This window comes from Spirillospora sp. NPDC048824 (assembly GCF_043198455.1).
Lineage (GTDB): Bacteria > Actinomycetota > Actinomycetes > Streptosporangiales > Streptosporangiaceae > Spirillospora.
Genome location: NZ_JBICUS010000017.1, coordinates 82,097 through 104,751, shown reverse-complemented (window position 1 = coordinate 104,751; position 22,655 = coordinate 82,097). Strand labels below are relative to the sequence as shown.

Genomic DNA, 22,655 nt, shown 5'->3' with positions numbered 1-22,655 from the left:
TACCTCTTTCGTGGCCGGTCAGGTGGGCGGTCTGAGCCGCTGGTACGGCTCGGGGATGCGGTCTGCGTCGTCGAAGAGCAGGGCCAGGTCCAGTCCCGGGTGCTCACCGGGGCCGTTCAGCGCTGCCTGGCGCCGCAGGTCGAGAAGCCGGTGCGGCAGCGTCATCGGGTCGGTGGCCAGCAGCGCCGTCACCTGCTTGACGAGGTGGTCGGACGGTTCCTCCCGGCGGCACCAGGCGATGACGGGCGTTCCCGCCTGCAGGCCCACCCACAGCTCGTCCACCGGCTCGGGCGTGTCCCCCCACGGCGGGAAGGCCATTGCCAGGACCGACGCGGACGGCTGCAGCAGCCTGGCGTAGAGCCACTGGTTGTCGAACTCCCCGGGCGTGCCGACCCAGCAGACCTCGCCGTCCTGCGACGCGTCCCGCAGCCGGGTCCACTTGCGGCGCCAGTGGTGGTGCAGGGCACCGCGCCGGAGCCGGTCGAGGCTGCGCAGGACCACCGGGTAGTCGACGCCGAGCCGCCGCTCCAGGCCGTCAACCGTGATGGCGAGCTGGTCGAAGGCGAACCCGAACAGCCCCCGGGGCAGCACGAACTCGATGACCAGGTCGGGGTCGTCGCGGTTCACCACCTCGGGGTCGTCGGCCAGTAGTTCCCCGAGCAGGACGGGGAGCAGCGCGCGCGGCAGCGGCTCGTCGTCGCTGCGCAGCGTGATCCCGGGGTCGGTGCCCTTCTGGAGCCAGGCCGTGACCATCAGGCTGTCGGTCCCCGCGCCGTCGTGGCGGCACTCGACGGTGAGGTACGTACCGGCCTGTGCGCTTTCGTCCGGTGCGAGGCCCCAAGGCAGTGCGGGCCGCTCCGGACCGGCCAGCCGTGCGGGGTCGACGCCCGAGCGCTCCGCGAAACGGCGGGCCCAGTCCCGGACGGCGGCGGCCGTGTCCCCCTCGGCGTGCTCGGCGAGCCCGTGGACGAGCACCAGCAGCGGCGGCACCCCGTCCGCGCCCTGGAGGACCTGCTCCAGATGGGCGACGGCCTCCCGGATGCTCCGGACGTCGTGGTCGGGGACCGGGCCCACCGGGCCGACGGCCCGCCGGTACAGCGAGGGCAGCACCGACGCGTACGGGGAGGCGGCGCCGCCGCCCCGCTCCAGCGCGCTGACGAGGCGGTGCAGGTCACGGCTTTCGGCCGGGGTGAGCAGCGGCTCGGGGACCAGCTCGGCGACTACCGCGTTCAGGCCGGTCATCGGGGTGCTGCCGCGGTGGATCCGCTCCAGCACCCCGGCCAGCGCATGGATCGCGCCGGTGGTGGTGAGGCAGGCCCGGACCAGCGACCAGACGTCGTGCAGTTCCTCCTCGTGCCGGTCGAACGGGAGATGCCGTCCGAGCTCGTCCTCCAGGAGGGTGACGTAGAGGTCGCGGGTACGCCGCCGGCGCATGCCGTCTATCTGCATGAAGGCCGTGACGAGCCGCTCCTGATCAGCCAGATCGAGCGACCCGTTCACAGTGCGGTGCCTCCGCGTCATCGCGCGCGTACGTACGGTCGGACAAATATACGATCATCGGGCTGGGGGCATTTGGGGCGCCTGCCACATTTTCCGCGTTTTCCTTCGAGTGACCGATGCCGGTCAGCCTGCCGCGGCCTTGGGGTCCTCCGCCAGCGCGGTGGCGGCCGGGGTGCTCCGGGGCGGACGGATCCGCAGGAGATGCTCGGAGGCCAGCAGGAGCGGGATGGCGAGCGCGACGACCGTGAACCCTCCGGCGGCCAGGATCGCCGCCCCGTCGACGTCCAGCGCCGCGACGATGTACCCGGCGCACAGCGCGCCCACGGAGATCGCGCCGGTCGTCAGGAACCGGTTGAACCCCGCCACGACGCCCTGCATGTGCGGCGGGACCTCGGTCAGCTCGTAGATGCTCAGGGTCACGTTGATCTGCGCGCCCATGAAGCCGCACGCGCCCCAGGCCATCAGGCCGAAGATGGCGGACTGGCTGACGGCGACGACCAGGATGAGCACGAGCCAGAGCGCCCCGCAGATGATGACGACCCTCCTCGGGCTCGCGCGGCGCGACCCCCGCCCGGCGAGCATGGACCCGAGGACCCCGCCGAGGCCGCTCGTCGCCAGCAGCAGCCCGATCTTCGAGCCCGGCAGGCCCTCCTGCTGCGCACGCACGACGAGCAGGAGCATGACCGTCTGGAAGAGGAAGTTCGCCAGGGCGCAGGCACCGAGAGTGCCGCGCAGAAATCGGTTTTTAGCCAGGAACTTGAGCCCTGCGAGTATTCCAGGCGATTGTTGTTGAATGTCCTGAGAGGTCCGTGGATGCTTCGGTGTCACCTTGTCATGCTTCTCATGCGTGTCATCCGCGATGGCACTAGATGCCCGTTTGTTAATGGCCCGGAAGTCGCGGGCGCGCATCCAGTGCAGAGACAGGCACGAGACCAAGGCGGTCAGTACACCGAAGACGAAAGGGAACATGTGGCCGAGGGCGTAGAGGGTGCCGCCGAGCGGCCTGCCGAGCAGCACCGCCATGTGCTGCCTCGCCTCGTTCTTCCCGACCGCCGGGTGCAGCGTGTCCCTCGGCACCACGTGCCGGACGGCGACGGTCTCGGCGATGTTGTAGAACGCCACGGCGCAGCCGTCGGCGGCGATCGCCGTGATGAGCAGGACCTCCTTCCCGTCGTCGAAGAACGTCAGCCCGGCCGCGAGCACGGCCGCCGCCACGATGCGGACCACCTGGCAGTAGGACATGATCTTGCGGCGGTCGACGCGGTCGGCGACCAGCCCGGCCGGGACGTGCAGCAACAGGCCCGGGATCGTGCCGACGGCCAGCACCCAGCCCGCGAAGACGGGGGACGGGGTGAGGGCCAGCGCCAGCAGCGGGGCCGCGGTGGCCATGTTCAGCGCACCGACCTGGGAGACCGCCGAGCCCGCCCACAGCAGGGTGAAGTCGTGTGGCCGCCGCGGGCGCAGCCTCCGCCGCCACGGCTCGCGGCCGTGCTTGCGCCGCCGCCCGAGCCGCCCCGGCCCGGGGCCTCCGGTGCCGTCCTCAACGGGTGTCGAGCGCGTCCTCCGGTCCGCCTGCGCCTTCGGCTTCGTTGCCGGCGCGGTCATGGTCACTGGTCCGAACTCTCCCCTTGAGCAGTAACACATGCCCGCAGGTCTCGAGGCGAACCAGGAATGTCAGGTGCGTCCTGATTAGTAGTGCGGCATGACGTCAGACTGTCGATCGTGGAATACCCGCGAAACAGCGGCATGCTACCGGTTTGCCGACCGGCCGGGCGGGCTTTTATCGTTGCTTGGGAGGAATATGAAGTGCCTCACGCGCGCTGTTGGCGCGGTTCGGCCACATGTGCTGCAAGAGGCGGATGATCCCGCCCATCCATGAGACGCTCCGCCTGGTCCCGGAGTTGGGGCGGCAGCGGTGGATGTTCCGCCGCCATCGCCCGCGCGGCCAGTGCGGCGGCGGCGTGCTCGTCGCCGTCCAGCCGCTCGACGCGGGCCAGCCGCAGCAGCACCGGGCCGTTGTCGGCGTCCGCCGGATCCGGCGGACGCGCCGGCGGCCCGGCCGCCCCGGCCGCCTCGCCGTGCGGATGTGCGGCGTCGGCCGGGTTCGGAGACTGCGCCCCGGTGGCCTCGCCGTCCGGATGTGCTTCGGGCCCGTCCCAGTGCCCGCCGGACGCGTCCACGCACATCGCCTGGGCCAGCGCCCACGCGGCCCGCGTGGACAAGCGGGCGTTGTGGTCGATGCGGCGCAGATCGCGCAGCGACGGCTCGGCATGGCCCAGGTCGGCGAGGATCTCGCCGCGGGTGCGCAGCGCCTCGGTGGTGTCGCCGTGCCGGCTCAGCACCGCGTCCAGGACGGCGAGCGAGGCGCGGATCTGCCCGTCCGCCCACAGGGCCAGGCCGAGGCCGGTCTGGACGGCGGCGTCGTTGGGCAGCCTGCCGGCGGCGGCGCGCAGGTCCCGCACGGCCTCGGTGGCGTCGGCTTCGAGCTTCAGCCGGCCCAGCGTGACCAGCAGCCGGCCGACGGCGGGCGTGTCCCCGAGGGCCTCGTAGAGGCGGGCCGACTCGCGGTAGTGCTCCGGCCCCTCGGGCGCGCCCCGCACGCAGGCGATGTCGCCGCGCAGGCACTCGGCCTCCGCCAGGAGCCTCAGGTCCTCGTTCCCGCATCCCCGCACGGCGGCGGACACGTGATAGGAGGCCAGGTCGAAATCACCCTCGGCGAGGGCGAGTTCGGCGAACCGCAGCCGGGCCGGCGGTGCGGGGCGCTGGGGCGGAGCCGGCCTGTCCCCGACCCGGTGGACGGCCTGGATCAGCCGGGGATGCAGGTGGTAGCGGCGCTCACCCGAGTCGAGCCGGGCTCGCAGCACATGTCGGTCTTCCAGTGCCCACAGGACGGCGGCGGGCACCGACTGCGCGGCCCCCGAGTCCTCGGGGACGCCGGCGCCGCCCTGCTCGGGCGTGAACGCGGCACGGAACCAGACGAGGAGCTCCCGGACCGGCCGCCGGTGATCGGCCGCCACGGTGGCCAGCGCCTGGGAGCAGAACTCGGCCAGCCCCCGGTCGACGTCGTCGCTGAGCCGTTCGGCGTCGGCGGTCTCGCCCGCGGAGGCGCCCTGCGGGGTGCCGGTGCCCTGCCGGGTGCCGGGGCCGGCGCCGGCGGTGGGGGCGGCGTCGGCGGGCGGCTCGCTCCACAGGCGGGCGCAGGCCGCCTGGAGCAGCGCCGGCTCGACGGCCGAGGTCGTCCGGGGCCGCTGTGCCCAGGGTTCCCGGACGGTCCGGAGCTCGTCCACCAGCCGGGCCGCCGACCCGGCCGGGACGGCGTGCCCGGATCGTTTCAGCGGCTCGTCCACCGCCTCGATGGCGGCCGCCCGGTCGAAGGGGGCCAGCGCGTAGCCGTCCGGGTCGGCGGTGCCGTCGCGCAGGCGCGCGGCGAGCCGGTCGACTAATGGCCGGATCTCCTGGAGCCGGTCGTCCCGCACCACGATCAGGAGGTGGGCGGGAAAGCGTTCCAGCATGGTCCCCAGCTCGTCGAACAGCAGCTCGCGGTGCCGGAGCCACGGCCCGGCCGCGCGCAGCAGCAGCTCGGCCTGGTCGATCGCGAACAGCTGCCGGGGCAGCAGGCCGAAGCGGTCGGTACGTGCGCGCCCGCGCAGGTAGTCGAGCAGCGAGAGCCCCCAGACGCGGCTCGGCGACTCGTCCGGATACCAGGAGGACAGCAGGGCGAAGACGTACGGGTTCTGGTCGGGCAGTGCGCCGATGGGGCACGCGGGGCGGTGGACGGGATGGCCGACGGGCGCCGTGTGCAGCCCGCTCGCCCGCAGTTGCGGGACCACCCCGGCGTGCAGCAGGGACGTCTTGCCCACGCCGGCGGGCCCGTGCAGGAGCGTGACCCTGTGCCGCTGCCATCGGTCGGCCACGTCGCGGATTTCGGTCGCGCGTCCGTGGAAGTACCCCTGTTCGCCGACCCGGAAGGGTCGCGCTCCCACATACGGGGGGATGTCGGCGGCGGACGGGCCGGCGGCGGACGGGCCGGCGGCGGACGGATCGTGGGCGGTCATCGTGACCTCCCCAGGCCGTGAGCTCGTGCGCAGCCTGGGACGGTCACCGCGATCGTGGACCTTTTGCTTTGACACTGCGGCCATCCAGTTCGACACGCTGGATTCGCGGTTCCGCCAAGCCGCGACCCGCCTGCTGGTCATGACCTGCCAGCCGACGGGCCTCCAGCGAAGAGGTCGGTCTGACAACCGTAGTACAGCGTCGGCCCGCCTTGGCCGTAACGGTTCCGCTCGAACCGGGAAATGGCCAAGTGTGGCTAACGGGTCAGGTCATGGACGGGCGGGCGATGATTCCGGTGACGACGGGTAGAGCTGGCCGAATCCGGCCGGACGGTGGCCTCCGGGCCGTGCCGGATCGAGCATTTCGGCCAGTGCGGTCCGCAGTGCGGAGCTGGGCAGGCGGTGCAGTTGCGATGCCGAGACCCGGCTGAGATCGATGGGGCTGATCTTGCTGTCAGTGTTTCTCATCTCGCACTCTCTTCTCCGCTCGGGGCGGGCGGGCGGCGTGACGCACGACAATTCCAAGTCTGACAGAAAATCACCGGCCGGGCCAGATGGCGTGAACCGGAACCGTTACCTAGAATGTCTTCTCGATTTCAGCCGGACTTCGCGCTGATTGGGTCGTTCATATATTGCTGTGGACGCTGACCGAATCTCGGGCATCCGGGGATGTTGTGTCACCTGTCGCAGAGCCGGAACGGGGAACGATGTTCACTCGGGAGAGTTACGGCCCGAGTCCGGCCCGTGCCCGGCCCGGACGGCCGGCACACCCCGCGGTGCGGCGGGCGCCGCGGAGACCGAGTGGGAGGCGGAAGGCGTGACGAGTCCACGCATGGGAGCCGATGCCGCACCGGGGCGGGTTCCCGACGTCTGGGGAAAGATCCCTCCTCGGAACAAGAACTTCACCGGCCGCGACGAGCTGCTCAACCGGCTGCGCGCCGGCATCACCGGCAACGTCACCGCCGTCGTGCCGCACGCGCTGCACGGTCTCGGCGGCGTCGGCAAGACGCAGATGGCCGTCGAGTACGCCTACCGCTACCGGCCCGAGTACGACCTGGTGTGGTGGATCCCGGCCGACCAGCCGGTCCTGGTGCGCTCCTCGCTCGCCGGCCTGGCCGCGCACCTCGGGCTTCCGTCCGCGGCGGCGAGCGGCATCGAGGACGCCGCGAACGCCGTCCTGGACGCGCTGCGCCGCGGCGACCCGTACAGCAACTGGCTGCTGATCTTCGACAACGCCGACCAGCCCGAAGAGCTGATCGACAGCCTGCCGCACGGCCCGGGACACGTGCTGATCACCTCGCGGAACCACCGCTGGGACGGTGTCGTCGACACGGTCGCCGTGGACGTGTTCACGCGCGCCGAGAGCGCGGAGTTCCTCCGCAAGCGGGTTCCGCGCGGGGTGGACAAGGCCGAGGCGGAGCGGCTCGCCGACGCGCTCGGCGACCTGCCGCTCGCCCTTGAGCAGGCGGGGGCACTGCAGGCCGAGACCGGCATGTCGGTGGAGGAGTACCTGCGGCTGCTCAGGGAGCGGACCAGCCAGCTGCTCGCCGAGGGCAAGCCGACCGAGTACCCCGCGTCGATGACGGCGGCCTGGGGCCTGTCGGTGTCGGCCCTCGACCGGACGCTGCCCGAGGCGATCGACCTGCTGCGCTGCTGCGCCTTCTTCGGCCCCGAGCCGATCCCCCGGGACCTGTTCAGCCAGCCGAAGGCCAGCCTCGGCCCCCGGCTCACCAGCCTGGTCGCCGACCCGATCCAGCTGAGCCGCGTCATCGCCGAACTCGGGCGCTACGCGCTCGCCCGGCTCGACAACCAGAGCCGCACCCTCCAGGTGCACCGGCTGATCCAGGCGCTGCTGCGCGACGAGCTCCCCGAGGACGTGAAGGCACGGATCCGCCACGAGGTGCACTTGCTCATGGCCGGGTACGCGCCGGCCAACTCCGAGAACCGGCTCGGCTGGCCCCGGTACTTCAACCTGCTCGGGCACATCGGGCCGACGGAGCTGGCCGGCTGCCAGGCGCCCGAGGTGCGGACGCTCGCCCTCAACATGGTGCGCTACCTGGTCGTGTCCGGTGACTACGTCTCGGCCCGCGCGCTCGCCGAGGACTTCGTCGAACGCTGGGCCAAGGACTCGGGCGAGGACCACTACGACGTCCTCAACGTCCACCTGGAGCTCGCCATCGTCCTGCGCGAACTGGGCGAGTTCGGCGCGTCCGCGGAGCTGAGCCGCAGGACCAAGACGATCGCCCGGCGCACGCTGGGGCCCGACGACGAGCTGACGCTCCGGTTCCTGCGCGGCGACGGCGCCGACATGCGGGCCGGCGGCGACTTCCAGGCCGCCAAGGCCAGCGACGAGGAGGCCCTGCGCCTGCACCGCGGCAAGTTCGGCGACTCCGACTCCCGGACGCTGCTGGCCCTCAACAACCTCGCGCTGGACTACGCGCTCAGCGGTGACTACGTGGGCTCCCGGCGGCTCCACGAAGAGGCGTACCAGGCGCAGCTCGTCCTGGACCCGGAGTCGAGCAACCCCAACCGGCTGCTGATCGCCTGGAGCGGACTGGCCCGCGCGGTGCGGCTCTGCGGCGACTACCTGGAGGCGTGCGACTTCGGTGAGGACGCCTACGCCTTCGGCGTCGAGCAGCTCGGCGCCGAGCACATCTGGACCCTCCGCACCCAGCGCGACCTGTCGATCGCGTCGCGGCGGTCCGCGGAGTACGACCGCGCGCTGGAACTGGCGTCGGACGTCCACGCCCGGTGCCTGCGGATCTTCGGGCTCGACAACCCCGACACGCTGGCCTCCGCGATGGCGCTGTCGAACATCCACCGCAGCATGGGGAACCTCGAGGAGGCGCACGAACTCGCCGCGGACACGGTGCGGAGGTACCCGTCCGTCTACGGCAAGGACCACCCGTACCATCACGGCTGCGTCGGCAACCTGGCGGTCCTGCGCCGGCTCATGGGCGATCCGGTGAGCGCGCGGCAGCTCAACGAGACGGCCATCAACGGCCTGGAGTCCAAGCTCGGCCGCGACCACCACTACACCCTGACGGTGGCCCTCAACCTGGTCAGCGACCTGGCCGCCCTCGGCAAGGCGGAGGACGCCGCCCGCCTCGGCGAGGAGACGCTCCGGCGGCTGCGCACGTCGCTGGGCGACGAGCATCCGCTGGCCTCGGCCTGCGCCGCCAACCTCTCCCTCGACTACGAGACGCTCGGACGGTCCGAGGACGCCGCCGCGCTCCAGGAGCGGACCGAGGAGGTCTACCGCACCACGCTGGGACCGGATCACCCCGACGCCAGGATCTTCCTCGAACGCAGGCGCATCGACACCGACTTCGACCCGGCGCCCGTGTGAGAGCGGGGCCCGTCCAGAGAGTCGCGAGGGCGGGGCCGTTCAGAGGGTCGCGAGGGCGGGGCCGTTCAGAGGGTCGCGAGGGCGGGGCCGTTCAGAGGGTCGCGAGGGCGGGGCGTTCAGAGGGTCGCGAGGGCGGGGCCGTTCAGAGAGTCGCGAGGTCGTTCAGTACGGCCGAGCGGATGTGGGTGATCAGCCTGAGCAGGTCCATGCAGTAGACCGACGGGTTGAGGAACCCCGTTCCCGAGCGGTACCGGTGCGGGTACAGCCCGCCGCCGCAGACCTGCCGCATATGGCAGGCCTGGCACTGGGGCGCGAGGGCGCGGTGGCGGATCTGCCGGGCGGCGATCTCCGGGAGCATCAGCGCGACGTTGAACGGGTCGCGTGACACGTGCAGGGCCGTGCCGGGCGCGCCGTCGTAGGACGACTTGAGCGTGTCCACCTGCTCGATCCGCCCGTTGGTCTCGACCACGACCACGGCGACGGGGGAGAGCCCGATGGCCTCGCTGTGCGAGCGCTGGCCGCACAGCAGCCGGATGATCTCGTGGAACAGCCGGACGCGGGTCCGCTGCTCCGGGGCGCGGAACCAGAGCTCGAAGACCTCGATCAGCCAGTCCCCGTACGGCGTCGACTCGTCGGGGGACCGTCCGGGCGGCGGCGTGTCCCAGTTCCCGACCGGCAGCAGGAAGTCGATGCCCGGCGGATCGAACTCCAGGAGGGCCCCGTAGGTGGTCGCCGGATCGTTGCGGAGGTCGATGGTGCTGAGCAGGCCGCCGAACAGATGCCGGTACTCGGGTGCGGTGATGGCGTCGAGGCCGGCGAGCACCTCATGGTGGCTGCCGCGTCCGTCGCCGTGCCGGCGGTGCCGGTCGTGGGCCTGCTCGTCGCCGTCCAGGCTGACCCCGACGACCACGCCGAACTCGTCGAACAGATCCAGGAAGCGCGAGTCGAGCAGCACGGCGTTGGTCTGCATGTGGAACCGGACCGAGACGTCGGGTTCGGCCGCCGTCCGGATCGCGTCCAGCGTGTAGCGGAGGTGGTCGAGCCCGGCGAGGAGCGGTTCGCCGCCGTGGAGGATGACATCGACGTCCGGGAGCATGTTCTGGCGGGCGTGCTCGGCGATCCGGCGGGCCACCTGGTCCACGACCGGCCGGGCCATCCGCCGGGGCTGCGACCGCCAGCCCTGGTCCGCCATCTCGTACATGTAGCAGTAGTCGCAGGACAGGTTGCAGCGGCTGTGCACCTTGATCACGAACTCGTGGAACGGGGTCGGACGCCAGCCCTGTTCGAGCAGTGCGCGGACGTCCAGGGTCTCCGGCCACTCCGGGGCGGTGCCGGCGGCCCCCGCTGCCTCGGCCTCGACGGCCACGCTTGACCTACCCTCTGACGGTGGGATTCGGGCACTGACGCGGGGATCTGGGCGCGGCTCCGCACACCTCCCCTTCGTCACATATGTCGGATTTGCAAGATCATTAAACCTCTGCCGCGGCGTGCGTCTCCGCCGTGATGGCCCACCGCTCGTGGTCCCGCCAGACGTCCTCGATGCGGATCAGGCCGAGCGCCAGTCCCTCCTTGCGGAACCCCAGCCGCCTGACCAGGTTGATCGACGGCTCGTTCGCCGGCTGGATCTCGGCCTCCAGCCGGTGCAGGCCGAGCCGGCCGAACGCGTCGGCCATCACGAGACCCAGTCCTTCGGACATGTGGCCCCGGCCCTGATGCGGGACGAACGCGCCGTACCCGAGCACGCCGCGCTGATACCCGGCGCGCAGGATGTGGTTGATGGTGACGTGCCCGACCATCGCCCCGCCGCCCTCCCCGCCGTCGCGGCGGCACACCGCGTACGCGACGGCCGACACCTCGTCGAAGCGCGCCAGGTAGAGCCCGAACTGCTCGGCGGTGACGGGCAGCCACAAGTAGGGACGGTGCAGCGCGGCACTGGCGGCCGCCCGCTCGACGAACTCCGCCCGGTCCGCATGTGTGAGCGGCCGCACCATCACCTGCGAGCCGGCCGCGAGTACGCCACCCATCGACAAGGAATCTACCGAAATCCCCCTCCCCCCGGCGCGCGGAGTCCTGCCTGGTGACGTCTACAGCGCATCCACCGATTTCGACCAGGCGCGCGGAGTCCTGCCTGGTGACGTCTACCACTTACCTCCGGGCAGGTGAGCGTGTGTCCTGGTTCCGGGTGGACCGCCGGACGCCGGAACCGGCGGCCGGAGCGTATCGGAGATGACCGATGAGCAAGCTGGAGCAGAAACCGCTGCGCACGCTGCGGGTGCCCGCCGGAGAGGGCACGAGCGTGTGGGTGTACGACGACCTGGACACGGTCAAGGCGACGGGCGCCGACACCGCGGACCGGCTGTCGCTGACCGAGACCATCGTTCCGCCCCGCGGCGGCCCTCCACCGCACGTCCACGAGCGGGAGAGCGAGTCCCTCTACATCCTCGACGGGGACCTGGAGATCCTCGGCGACGACGGCCGGATGACCGGCATCGGCCCCGGGGGTTTCGTCCACTTCCCGCAGGGGGTCCTGCACCGCTTCCACAACCCCACCGACCGGCCGAGCCGGATCCTGATCATCTTCACGCCCGCGGGCTTCGAGGAGTTCTTCCTCGAGATCGGGGAGCCCTACGCCGAGGGACGCCCGGGTCCGCAGGTCACGGCCGACTACATCGCCCACGCCGACGAGGTCGGCAGAAGGTACGGGCAGATCATTCAGCAGACGTCCGCCCGCGGTGACGGGAGGTCCTCGTGAGCAGGTACGGGCCGATCATTCAGCAGACATCCGCCCGCGGTGACGGGAGGTCCTCATGAACCAGGACACCATCCGCGTGGACGCACTCGTCGTCGGCTCCGGTCCCGTGGGCAGCGCGTTCGCCCGCGAACTGGTCGAGGCCGGCCGCCGCGTCCTGATGGTGGACGCCGGGGCCGCGCTGTCCCGGCGCCCGGGTGAGCACCTGAAGAACGCCTACCTCTACCAGCGCAACCTCGACCTGTTCTCCTCGGTCATCCGGGGCCACCTGAACCTGCTCTCCGTACCGTCGAACGACCGGCCGGTGGTGACCCTCGACCCGGTGTCGTTCCAGGTCGACCTCGAGCGCCACCGCGGGTTCGTCCTGAACAACCAGAACCCCGACCAGGACCCCAACGTCAACCTCGGCGCGGAGGCGGCGGCCTACGGGGTCGGGGGCATGGCCACGCACTGGACCTGCGCCACGCCCCGGCACCACCCCGCCGTCGAGCGGAGCGGCCTGCTCCCGGACGAGGAGTGGGAGGCCCTCTACGGCGACGCCGAACGGCTGCTCAACACGCACACCGACGCCTTCGAGCACGCGATCCGGCACATCATCGTCCGCGAGGCGCTGCAGGGGGAGTACACCGACCTGCCGGAGCCGTACGGGGTGCGCAACCTTCCGCTGGCCGTGGAGCGGCGCACCGACAACCCCGACTACGTGCACTGGAGCGGCGCCGACAGCGTCCTCGGCCCGCTGGCCGACGGCGCCCACGAGGACCTCTTCGACCTGCGGCCCGAGCACCTGTGCCGGCGTCTGGTCCGCAGCGCCGACGGCAGCCGGGTGGAGTACGCCGAGATCCAGAACCTCGCCGACTGGCATCCCCTGCGGGTGGAGGCGGAGCACTTCGTCGTCGCGTGCGGCGCCGTCCTCACGCCCCAGTTGCTGTACGCCTCGCACATCCGCCCCGAGCCGCTCGGCCGGTACCTGTCGGAGCAGCCGGTGTCGTTCTGCCAGATCGTGCTGCGCCAGGACATCGTCGACGGTGTGCGGGACGATCCCCGCTTCACCGACCGGGTCGGCGAGCACCACAAGAGGAGCCCGGACGACCCGATCCCCATTCCGGAGAACGACCCGGAGCCCAACGTGTGGATCCCCGTCTCCGACGACCGGCCCTGGCACTGCCAGATCCACCGGGACGCCTTCCACTACGGGGACGTCGCGCCCAACGTCGACACGCGGCTGATCGTCGACCTGCGCTGGTTCGGCATCGTGGAGCCCCGCGAGGACAACCGCGTGACGTTCTCCGATGGGCACCGCGACGCGTACGACATGCCGCAGCCGACGTTCACGTTCCGCATGTCGAAGCAGGACCGCCGCAACCAGCACGCCATGATGCGCGACATGCTCCGCGCGGCGAACACGCTCGGCGGATTCCTGCCCGGGTCGGAGCCGCAGTTCGTGGAGCCGGGACTCCCGCTGCACGTGACCGGCACCACCCGGATGGGCGACAACGCGGAGAGCAGCGTCGTCGACTCCACGTCGCGGGTGTGGGGGGTCGACAACCTCTACCTCGGCGGCAACAACGTCATCCCGCGTGGCACGGCGAGCAACCCCACGCTCACCAGCGTCGCACTCGCGGTCAAGGCCGCGCGGCACATGCTCGGGCGTCAGCAGCCCGGGCCGACCTGAGGGGGGCCGGATGTTCGACGGTGACCGGGTGTCGTTCGGGATCACGCCGACCGGCTGGACGAACGACGACTTCCCCGAGATCGGGGACGACATCGGCTTCGAGCAGTGCGTGAGCGAGATAGCGCTGGCCGGCTTCGAGGGAAGCAGCGTCGGCCACAAGTTCCCCACCGATCCGGAGATCCTGAGCCGGGCGCTGCGGCTGCGCGGCCTGCGCGTCTCCGAACCGTGGGCGAGCACCTACTTCACGGCCATGGGCATGCGGGACCGCACCCTGCGGACGTTCCGGGAACAGCTCGGCTTCATGCGGGCGGTCGGCGGCAACGAGATCGTCGTCGCCGAACTGGCCCGGGCGGTGCACCAGCAGCCCGTCGCGCTGCGGGCGAACAAGCCGGTGTTCGACGACACCGAATGGGCGCTGCTGCTGTCCGGCCTGGGCGAGCTCGGCGAGATGGCGGCGGCGGAGGGCATGCGGCTCTGCTACCACCACCACATGGGCACCGGGGTGCAGACCCGGGAGGAGGTCGAGCGCCTCCTCGCCGGGACCGACCCCGCGCTGGTCCACCTGCTGCTCGACACCGGCCATCTGGCGTGGTCCGGCGACGATCCGCTCGCGCTGGTCCGGGACCACGTCCACCGCATCGGGCACGTCCACCTCAAGGACCTCCGCCCGGACGTCCTGGAACGGGCCCGCCGCGAGGATCCCAGCTTCCACGACGCCATCCTGCAGGGGATCTTCACCGTCCCCGGGGACGACGGGGTGCTCGACTTCGCCTCGATCCTCCAGGCGCTCGACGACGGCGGCTACACCGGCTGGCTGGTGGTCGAGGCCGAGCAGGACCCTGCCAGGGCGGAACCGCTCGCCTACGCCAAGAAGGCCCGCGAGTACCTGCACGCCGTGACGGGACGCTAGACCGCTCGACGGAAGGATGATCATGGACTCTCGGTCACTCGGCATCCATGCCCTGGTCTGGACGGGCGACTGGAACGAGGAGCGGGCGCGGTACGCCGCCGGGCGTACCCGGGCCTGCGGCTACGACCGGCTGGAGATCCCGCTGCTGGACTCCTGGAACATCGACGCCGCCTCCACCCGGCGCATCATGGCGGAGAACGGCCTGGCCGTGACGGGCAACCTGTTCCACACCCCGGACACCGACATCACCAGCGACGACCCGGCGGCCGTCGCCGCCGGTGAGCGGCGCCTCCGGCGCGGGGTGGAGCTCGTCCGCGACATGGGCGGCGACCACCTGTGCGGAACCATCTACAGCATGCTGGGCAAGTACACCCATCCGCCCACGCGGCGGGGCCGCGCCCAGTCCGTCGAGGTGCTGCGGCGGACCGCCGACCTGGCGGCCGACTCGGGCATCCGGCTGGGCCTGGAGACGTGCAACCGGTACGAGACCAACCTCGTGAACACGGCGGCGCAGTCCCTGGCCCTCGCAGAGGACATCGACCGGCCCAACGTGGACGTCCACCTGGACACCTACCACCTGAACATCGAGGAGCCCGACACGGCGCACCCGGTGCTCGTGGCCGGCGGCCGCCTCGGCTACGTGCACGTCGGCGAGAGCAACCGCGGCTACCTCGGCTCCGGCGACATCGACTTCGCCGGGTTCTTCCGCGCCCTGCACCGGACGGGCTACACCGGCCCGATCGTCTTCGAGTCGTTCTCCTCGGCGGTGATCGCCCCCGAGCTGTCCAACGCCCTGTGCATCTGGCGCGACCCCTGGGACGACTCGGAGGACCTCGCCCGGCACGCGCACCGCTTCATCACCGAGCAGCTGTACGCCGCCGACCTGGAGCCGCCGCTGACCGAACGGGCGCCGGCCTCCCCGCAGCTGACCCGATCCGGCACGTGACTCCTGGAAGGAGGCCGACATGCGCACCAGCCTGCTGACCCGCGCTCCGGCGGTTCCGGACGAGACCCGGATCTTCTCCATCCGGCTCGAACCCGGCGACGAGATCATGGAGCGGCTCGGCGCGTTCGCCGCCGACGAGTCCGTCGAACGGGGGGTCTTCGAGGCCCTCGGCGGGTTCGAGGAGTTCACCCTCGCCCGCTACGACGTGCCGACCGGGCGGTTCGTCGAGATCCCGATCCCGGACGACCAGGTCGAGGTGCTCAACCTGACCGGCCAGGTGACGCTCGCGAACGATCCTCCGGTGCACGTCCACGCCGTGCTCGGGGGCCGCGACGGCAACGCCTTCGGCGGGCATCTGCTGCGCGCGGTCGTCCAGCCCGTGCTTCTGGTGACGCTGACCGAACCGGTGCACGACATCGAACCGCACCACGCGTGAGCGCGGCATGTGTGCGCGCGTCACGTCCGAGGAGGGCCGCGGCATGAGCTACAAGCACATCGAGGACTACGGACTGATCGGCGACCTGCACACCGTGGCCATGGTCGCCCGCGACGGATCGATCGACTACCTGTGCCTGCCCGACTTCGACTGCCCCACCGTCTTCGCGGCCCTGCTCGACGAGGAGAACGGAGGGAGCTTCCAGATCCGTCCCACGGCGGACGGGGCCAGGCTCAAGCAGATCTACCTGCCCGACACCAACGTGCTCCTGACCAGGTTTCTGTCCGCAGAAGGCGTCGCGGAGATCACCGACTTCATGCCGGTCGGCGAGATGCGCCACGCGCACGCCATCGTGCGGCGGGTCGCGGGCGTGCGCGGCCGGGTCCGGTTCCGCCTGCGCTGCGCGCCGCGATTCGACTACGCCCGGGCCGCGCACAAGGCCATCGGGGGCGACGGCGAGGTGTGCTTCGTCCCCGAAGGGGAGGGCGAGAAGGTGCTGCGCCTGCAGACCCCCATCGCGCTGGACGTCGAGAACGGCGACGCGACGGCGGAGTTCGAGCTCGGCCCGGGCGACCGTCTCGACTTCGTCCTCGAACTGATCGGCCGGGACGTGTCCTCTCCCGCCGCCCAGCCGCGCTGGGTCAACCGCGCCTACCAGCACACGGTCGGGTTCTGGCGGGACTGGGCGGACCGCTGCGCGTACCAGGGGCGCTGGCAGGAGATGGTCACCCGCTCGGCGCTGGCGCTGAAGCTGCTGACGTCCGAACGCCACGGCTCGATCGCCGCGGCCGCCACCCTGGGGCTTCCCGAGCTCGTCGGCGGGCAGCGCAACTGGGACTACCGCTACTGCTGGATCCGCGACGCGTCCCTCACCGCCCTGACGCTCCTGCAGCTGGGCTTCACCGAGGAACCCCGGTGCTTCATCGAATGGGTCGCGCAGCGCTACCGCGAGTCCTCCGGGGACGGCCGGCTCCAGATCATGTACGGCATCGACGGCCGGCACGACCTCACCGAGGAGGCGCTGCCGAACCTGACCGGCTACCGCGGCTCGGTCCCCGTGCGGGCGGGCAACGCCGCCTACGACCAGCTGCAGCTCGACATCTACGGCGAGCTGCTCTACCTGGTCGACAGGTACGACCGGCAGGTCCAGCCCGTCAGCCACGAGCTGTGGGGGTACCTGCGGGAGTCGGCCAACTGGGTCGCCGACAACTGGGCGGTCCCCGACGAGGGGATCTGGGAGGTCCGGGGAGGCCGCCAGCAGTTCCTGTACGGCCGGTTGATGTGCTGGGTCGCCATCGACCGGGCGATCGCGGTGGCCGAGCGCAGATCCCGCCCGGCCCCGATCGACCGCTGGCGCGAGGTGCGCGACCGCATCTACGACAACCTGCACGAGGAGTTCTGGGACGAGCGGCGCGGCGCCTTCATCCAGCACCGGGGCAGCAGCACGGTGGACGCCTCCGTGCTGCTGATGCCGATCGTGGGATTCATCTCCCACCAGGATCCCCGCTGGATGTCGACGCTGCGGGCCGTCGACGAGGACCTCGTCGACGGTGTGCTGGTGTACCGCTACCGGACCGGCGACGCCGCGTCCGACGGACTCACCGGCACCGAGGGAAGTTTCTGCATGTGCTCGTTCTGGTTCATCGGGGCCCTCACCCGGTCCGGCGATCTGGAACGGGCCCGGCTCGCCTTCGAGACGGTGCACTCCTACGCCAACCACCTCGGTCTGTTCGCCGAGGAGATGGACGGCGCCGGCTGGTATCTCGGCAACTTCCCGCAGGCGTTCAGCCATCTGGGGCTGGTCAACGCGGCGATGACCCTGGACGAGGCACTGTCGTCGTCGCCCAGGAGGCCGCTCATCGTTCCAGTTCCCGAATGACGTGGCGGTGGGGGTCCGGCTGCACGGACAGATCGCCCCTGAACGGGTTGCTGAGCTGGACCATGAGGAACAGGTTGACGGCGACCACGATCGCCACCCCCGCCACCATGAGGTAGTGCAGGCGCGCGTTCTCCAGCCCGAAGAGCAGGCAGAACGCGAGGGTGGCCGCACTGGAGATGAGGATCGCCGCCCACAGCATCGAGTCGAGGTAGCCCTCGCGGGCCTCCAGATGGAGCGACTGGTGGGCGGTGCCGACCTCCATGAGCTCGCGGGTGGACTCCCAGACGAACGCCTCCTGCGCCTGGCCGACCGGCCGGAGCGCCGCGATCTCGGCGACCAGCCGTTCCAGCGCGCGTGCGGGCACGTCGGTGCTCCCTTCACCGGGAGGCCATGACGCGACCACCGCCCGCTCGTAGGCCAGCGCCCGCTCGGTGATCCGCCGCTGGGCCTGCTCACCCATGACCTGGCCGGCCTGGGCGACGGCCATGACGCTGACGGCCTCGGAGCGTGCCGTGTCCTTCGCCTCACTGCGGTTCTCGTGCTGGTCGATCAGGATGAACCCGGCCGACACCGCGTAGATGACACCGATCACCGCCAGCAGGAACCCGGCGACGTCGTTGTGCTGCCGCTTGCGCAGCACCGGGAAGTGCCGCCTGACCATCGCCTGGAACCCGGCGACCAGCAGGGGCAGCCCGGCGATGACCAGCAGTGCGGACAGCCAGACCGGCAGCGTCGCGAGGGCCGATGCGAAGCGGGTCACGACCGTGAACACCGTCCCCCCGGGGTGCCTGGCATCGGTCATGGACACGGGTTCCGGGTTCCGGGTTAGGCGGCCCGGCTGCCGGGAACGCTGGCCATGATTTTCAGTGACTGTAGTGTCACCGTATGTAACATTCGGGGTGAGGGCAAGGATGAAGTCAGCCGTGAGTCTGCTGCAGCCGGTCCTGTTGCTGCTGCTCAGCGAGCGTCCGGGACACGGCTACGCGCTGATCGAGCACCTCCGCTCCTTCGGTCTGCTGCTCCAGGACGACCCCGGCGCCATCTACCGGGCGCTGCGCGGGCTGGAACGCCGGGGTCTCGTCCAGGCCCGCTGGGAGCCGAATCCGGCGGGCCCCGCCCGCAAGGTGTACAGCGTCACCGATCCCGGCGCCACCGCCCTCAAGGTCTGGACCCGCGACCTGGAGACCTTGCAGAACCTCCTCGATTCCTACATGAGCCGCTACCAGAACCTCACCGACGCACCCCGCGACGGGGGAGAGCGTCGAGACCGGGTATCCCCGTAACGAATCCGTTCCGCGGATCAGTTGTCCCGGTCGGTGTGCTGATCCGAGTGGGCGGCGCGTGCCCTCATGCTGGTGATGAGTTCCTTGAGGCCGAACTGGAAGCGCGTGTCCATGAGCTCGGGTTCGGTGCCGGGAGCGAAGCGCACCAGGTTGGGGTACCGTTCGGCGGCGTCGTCGGGCCGTTCGGCGTAGCGCCGTGTGGTCGAGGCCGACGTCTCGGCCATGACGAAGCCCAGGACGAAGACGAGCGCGGTCCAGTACGCATGGGACACCTCGTCTTCCGGCAGGCCGCTCTCGGCGATGAGTTCGAGGAACAGATCCGCGACCCGCAGTGTCTCGCCGCCGAGATCCCAGCCCGCCTTCCACAGGACGGGGATGAGTTCGGGCCGCGCACGCAGCGCCAGGCGTGCCGCCACGAGCAGATGCGTGAGCCGCTCGTCCCACGGGCCCTCGGCCGGCACGTCGATATCGCGGAGGGTGTCGTCGAGGATGAGGCGCAGTAGCTCGTCCTTGTCGCGCACCTGCCAGTAGAGGCTTCCGTGCCCGACGCCGAGCCGCCGCGCCACGGCGCGCATCGAGAGGCCGCCGACTCCTTCCTCGTCCAGCAGCCGGCTGCCGGCCGCGACGACGTCCGCGAGTGTCAGCGGCGCACGCTTGCGCTTGGCGTGCCCGGCGGCTTCCCGTCCCTCATCTCTTGACACTGGAACAGTGTACCAGTACGTTCGGCCCCACTCGTCTTGAACACCGTTCCAGAGAAGGTCGAGTCCGGGCCCGAGGTCGAAGGAGAACAGATGGCGGAGCGTCCCTGCGTGCTGGTTCACGGCAGCTGGCATGGCGGATGGCACTGGGAGGAAGTGGCGGCCCGGCTGCGCGCGGCGGGTTCCCGCGTCTTCGTTCCGACGCTGACCGGGCTCGCCGAGCGCGGCCACGAAGCCGCGGCCGACACCGACCTCTCGGCCCACGTCCGCGACGTCGTCTCGGTCATCGACGACAACGACCTGGAGGACGTGCTGCTCGTCGGGCACTCCTACGGCGGCATGGTCATCACCGGCGCGGCGCATGCCCGGCCGTCCCGGATCGCAAGGCTCGTCTACCTGGACGCCTTCGTTCCCCGGCACGGCGAATCGGCCGCGACGATCCTCGGCGAGGACTTCGTGCGCATGGCGGAGGCCGCCGCCGCGCAGGCCGGCACACCGCATCTGATCCCGCCGCTGTTCACGGTCGAGGACTCGCTCGGCTGGACGGGGGAGCTCGGGGAGGCCTTCGCCGCGCGGATGTGCCCGCACCCGGCGGCGACGCTCCATGAACCGGTCCGCGCCGACGGTGAGGTCGCGGCCGAGAAGATCTTCATCCGGTGCAACGAACACCCGCTCGGGCTTTTCGACGGCTACGCGGCGATGGCCCGCGATTCCGGTGACTGGCGCTATTTCGAGCTGGCCTCCCGGCATGACGCCGTGCATCTGATGCCCGCCGCCGTCGCCGGAATCCTCGAATCCCTGGGAGAGCAGGAATGAGCACCCTCGACGACCAGACCCGGCTTCTTCTCGACAAACTGGCCGAGACCCCGTTTCCGGACCTCACGGCGATGGAGCCGGAGGAGATGCGCTCGGCGCACGCGGCGTTCTACGCGTCCGTCGGCCTCCCCTCCGATCCGTCCCTCGCGGAATCCCGCGATCTCGACGTGCCCGGGCCGGACGGTCCCGTCCCCGTCCGCATCTACAGGCCCCGAGGGACGAGCTGGGATCCCCTCCCGCTGCTCGTCTACTTCCACGGTGGCGGCATGGTCGCGGGGAGCATCGACTCCTATGACGCGATCTGCCGGATGCTCTCCCATCGGGCGGGTGCGGTGGTGGTGTCGGTGGGCTACCGGCTCGCGCCCGAGCACCGCTTCCCGGCGGCCGTGGACGATTCTTACGCGGCGCTGAAATGGGCGGTGGAGAACGCCGCGGTCATCGGCGCCGATCCCGCACGCACCGCGGTCGGCGGAGATTCCTCCGGTGGCAATCTCGCGGCGGTCGTCGCTCAGACGGCACGTGCGAACGAAGGACCGCACCTGGTCTTCCAACTCCTCGTGTACCCGGCGGTGGGCACACTGGGACACAGCCGCTCGATGGCCCGGTTCGCGACCGGCTACATGTTCGGACGCGACGAGTACGACTGGCTGTACGAGCAGTACCTGCCCGATCCGGCTGACGCGCGGGATCCGCGGGTCTCACCGATCGTGGCCGATCTGGCGGGATTGCCGCCCGCGCTCGTCATCACGGCGGGCTTCGACATCATGCGCGACGACGGCGAAGCCTACGCGCAGCGCCTCCGGGAGGCCGGAGTTCCCGTCGTCCTGCGCCGCTACGAATCCACGATCCACGCATTCCTGAGCATGGCCGCCGTGCTGGACGCGGGCCGAGAGGCGATCGAAGAATGCGCCGCCGCGCTGAGGAACGCCTTCACCGGTGGTCGGTGAATGTGACGCGGTGCGCGCCGATCCCGGCCGCCATCGCGTCGAGTTCGGGACCGCAACGGCTCCGACCGAAAAGGAATGGAGAAGGGCAATGGCATTCCGATCTATGACGATCGCCTCGGCGGCGGCGTTGGTGCTGCTCGCCGGATGCGGCGGAGGCACGGGCGACTCGGACGAGAACGCGGCCGGCGGTTCCGCCGTGGTGCCGAAGGTCAGTAACGACTGGGCGCTGCAGTACACCGGCGGAACGGCAGGCCCGGCGGACACCGGGAAGTCCCCGATCAAAGTCGGCTACATCAACCAGGAGGGCGGCGCACCCGCCTTCCCGGAGGCGTCGACCGGCATCGACGCCGCGGTCGCGTACATCAACCGGGAACTGGGCGGGGCCGGGGGGCATCCCGTCGTCCTGGAGAAGTGCGTCGTCCAGAGCGAGGAGGACGGGCAGAAATGCGGGACGCAGATGGCGAACGACCCCGAGGTCAAGTTCGTCATCGAGGGCGTCCTCACCGTGGGGAACAAGGCGATCTATTCGGTGCTCGGAGGCCGCAAGCCCATCATGGAGGCGAGCCCCTCGACGAGCGACGATCTCACCGCCGAGGGCGCCTACTCCTACACGCCGGGCGGACCGGGGACGATCGCGGGAATGGCGCAGTTCGTCGCCCGGCAGCTACCGGACGTCCGCCGCGTCGCCGTCCTCTACGCCGACAACCCGGCCGGCAAGGCGGCCGCCGAACAGTTCCTCGAACCGCAACTCAAGAAGCTCGGCGTCACGGACGTCAAGCTCGTAGGGGTCGCCGACACCGCCACCGGCCCCGATGTCGCGGCGGCGATCCAGGCGGCGGGCGGGCGCCAGGCCGACACTCTTCTGTCCTTCCTCACCGTGCCCGGCTGCATGGCCACCTACGACGCCCTGCAGTCCCTGGGCGTCACACCGCGGGTCGTGGCGACGGGCCTGTGCTTCGGCACCCCGATGACCAAGCACATGCGCGACGTCGGGTCAGAGGACCAGGTGCCCGACGGCTGGTACTTCACCAATTTCGGGTACAGCTACTTCGCCCCTGACGAGGCGTCGGGAATGGCCACCTACGTCGCCAAGGTCAAGCAGTACGGCCCGAAGAACGCCGAGTACACGGGTTTCGCGGGCTACACGTTCGCGAACCTCATGACCGCGATGAAGTTCGTCCACGAGATCGGGCCGGACCGTCTGACCTCCGAGGCGATGGCGAAGGCGATCGAGTCCTTCGAGGGCCCGATGATGATGGTCGCCGGTCCCATCGAGTGCGGCTACAGCCCCGTCTTCGCGGCGCTGTGCGGGAGCCAGATCGGCGTCGAGCAGTACAAGGACGGCCGCTGGATCCAGGTCGCGACGCCACTGCGCGGCAACGCCATCTCGATCGCCCAGGCGCTCGGCGGCTAGGTAC

At 70.8% G+C, this 22,655-nt stretch carries 18 protein-coding genes; 11 read left to right on the top strand and 7 right to left on the bottom strand.

From position 1 onward, the window contains the following. Nucleotides 1–18: 18 nt before the first annotated feature. From ACGFIS_RS29400 to ACGFIS_RS29390, 3 genes are all read right to left on the bottom strand, one after another. Nucleotides 19–1,521, bottom strand: coding sequence for a hypothetical protein (locus ACGFIS_RS29400; protein WP_392973245.1), 1,503 nt, complete (start codon nt 1,519–1,521; stop codon nt 19–21). A gap of 102 nt (nt 1,522–1,623) precedes the next feature. After that, entirely contained in the window at nt 1,624–3,105 is a 1,482-nt protein-coding gene (locus ACGFIS_RS29395) for an MFS transporter (protein ID WP_392906416.1), read from the bottom strand. A 206-nt stretch (nt 3,106–3,311) separates the two neighbouring features. Beyond that, the gene (locus ACGFIS_RS29390) at nt 3,312–5,555 is read right to left on the bottom strand and encodes a hypothetical protein (RefSeq protein ID WP_392973244.1); all 2,244 of its coding nucleotides are present in this window, start codon (nt 5,553–5,555) and stop codon (nt 3,312–3,314) included. A gap of 829 nt (nt 5,556–6,384) precedes the next feature. On the opposite strand from ACGFIS_RS29390, the gene fxsT reads away from it, so the two are divergent. Continuing rightward, nucleotides 6,385–8,901 (top strand): FxSxx-COOH system tetratricopeptide repeat protein, encoded by a 2,517-nt coding sequence (gene fxsT / locus ACGFIS_RS29385; RefSeq protein ID WP_392973242.1) that lies wholly within the window; start codon nt 6,385–6,387, stop codon nt 8,899–8,901. Nucleotides 8,902–9,043: 142 nt separating this feature from the next. Here the strand turns inward: fxsT and ACGFIS_RS29380 are convergent, their stop codons facing one another. Beyond that, nucleotides 9,044–10,267, bottom strand: coding sequence for an FxsB family cyclophane-forming radical SAM/SPASM peptide maturase (locus tag ACGFIS_RS29380; RefSeq protein WP_392906410.1), 1,224 nt, complete (start codon nt 10,265–10,267; stop codon nt 9,044–9,046). Nucleotides 10,268–10,370: 103 nt separating this feature from the next. After that, a complete protein-coding gene (locus ACGFIS_RS29375; protein WP_392906408.1) occupies nt 10,371–10,925 on the bottom strand; it encodes a GNAT family N-acetyltransferase in 555 nt (184 codons plus the stop codon). Between the two features lie 209 nt (nt 10,926–11,134). Between ACGFIS_RS29375 and ACGFIS_RS29370 the strand changes: the two genes are divergently transcribed. The 6 genes from ACGFIS_RS29370 to ACGFIS_RS29345 are packed head-to-tail and all read left to right on the top strand — an operon-like array spanning nt 11,135 to nt 17,493. Continuing rightward, nucleotides 11,135–11,653, top strand: coding sequence for a cupin domain-containing protein (locus tag ACGFIS_RS29370; RefSeq protein WP_392906407.1), 519 nt, complete (start codon nt 11,135–11,137; stop codon nt 11,651–11,653). A gap of 55 nt (nt 11,654–11,708) precedes the next feature. Continuing rightward, entirely contained in the window at nt 11,709–13,322 is a 1,614-nt protein-coding gene (locus ACGFIS_RS29365) for a pyranose oxidase (protein ID WP_392906406.1), read from the top strand. Nucleotides 13,323–13,332: 10 nt separating this feature from the next. Further along, nucleotides 13,333–14,232 carry a myo-inosose-2 dehydratase gene (gene iolE / locus ACGFIS_RS29360; RefSeq protein WP_392906404.1) on the top strand — a complete coding sequence of 300 codons (900 nt, stop codon included), beginning with the start codon at nt 13,333–13,335 and terminating at the stop codon, nt 14,230–14,232. Nucleotides 14,233–14,254: 22 nt separating this feature from the next. Further along, nucleotides 14,255–15,178, top strand: a complete 924-nt coding sequence (locus tag ACGFIS_RS29355) for a sugar phosphate isomerase/epimerase family protein (protein WP_392906402.1) — start codon at nt 14,255–14,257, stop codon at nt 15,176–15,178. A gap of 19 nt (nt 15,179–15,197) precedes the next feature. Further along, nucleotides 15,198–15,614, top strand: a complete 417-nt coding sequence (locus ACGFIS_RS29350; RefSeq protein ID WP_392906401.1) for a PPC domain-containing DNA-binding protein — start codon at nt 15,198–15,200, stop codon at nt 15,612–15,614. A gap of 43 nt (nt 15,615–15,657) precedes the next feature. Continuing rightward, nucleotides 15,658–17,493, top strand: a complete 1,836-nt coding sequence (locus ACGFIS_RS29345; RefSeq protein WP_392906400.1) for a glycoside hydrolase family 15 protein — start codon at nt 15,658–15,660, stop codon at nt 17,491–17,493. Here ACGFIS_RS29345 and ACGFIS_RS29340 read toward each other — a convergent pair. Then, nucleotides 17,471–18,295, bottom strand: a complete 825-nt coding sequence (locus tag ACGFIS_RS29340; RefSeq protein ID WP_392906399.1) for a hypothetical protein — start codon at nt 18,293–18,295, stop codon at nt 17,471–17,473. The genes ACGFIS_RS29345 and ACGFIS_RS29340 overlap by 23 nt on opposite strands. A 121-nt stretch (nt 18,296–18,416) precedes the next feature. Here ACGFIS_RS29340 and ACGFIS_RS29335 point away from each other — a divergent pair, with 121 nt between their 5' ends. After that, the gene (locus tag ACGFIS_RS29335) at nt 18,417–18,776 is read left to right on the top strand and encodes a PadR family transcriptional regulator (RefSeq protein ID WP_392906397.1); all 360 of its coding nucleotides are present in this window, start codon (nt 18,417–18,419) and stop codon (nt 18,774–18,776) included. Nucleotides 18,777–18,793: 17 nt separating this feature from the next. On the opposite strand, the gene ACGFIS_RS29330 is transcribed toward ACGFIS_RS29335, so the two are convergent. Beyond that, entirely contained in the window at nt 18,794–19,477 is a 684-nt protein-coding gene (locus tag ACGFIS_RS29330; RefSeq protein WP_392906395.1) for a TetR/AcrR family transcriptional regulator, read from the bottom strand. A 90-nt stretch (nt 19,478–19,567) separates the two neighbouring features. On the opposite strand from ACGFIS_RS29330, the gene ACGFIS_RS29325 reads away from it, so the two are divergent. The 3 genes from ACGFIS_RS29325 (at nt 19,568) to ACGFIS_RS29315 (ending at nt 22,651) form a co-directional block, all read left to right on the top strand. Next, a complete protein-coding gene (locus ACGFIS_RS29325) occupies nt 19,568–20,290 on the top strand; it encodes an alpha/beta fold hydrolase (RefSeq protein WP_392906393.1) in 723 nt (240 codons plus the stop codon). Next, nucleotides 20,287–21,237, top strand: coding sequence for an alpha/beta hydrolase (locus tag ACGFIS_RS29320; RefSeq protein ID WP_392973240.1), 951 nt, complete (start codon nt 20,287–20,289; stop codon nt 21,235–21,237). The genes ACGFIS_RS29325 and ACGFIS_RS29320 overlap by 4 nt, the downstream gene beginning before the upstream one ends. 88 nt (nt 21,238–21,325) lie before the next feature. After that, nucleotides 21,326–22,651 carry an ABC transporter substrate-binding protein gene (locus ACGFIS_RS29315; RefSeq protein WP_392973238.1) on the top strand — a complete coding sequence of 442 codons (1,326 nt, stop codon included), beginning with the start codon at nt 21,326–21,328 and terminating at the stop codon, nt 22,649–22,651. Nucleotides 22,652–22,655: the final 4 nt, after the last annotated feature.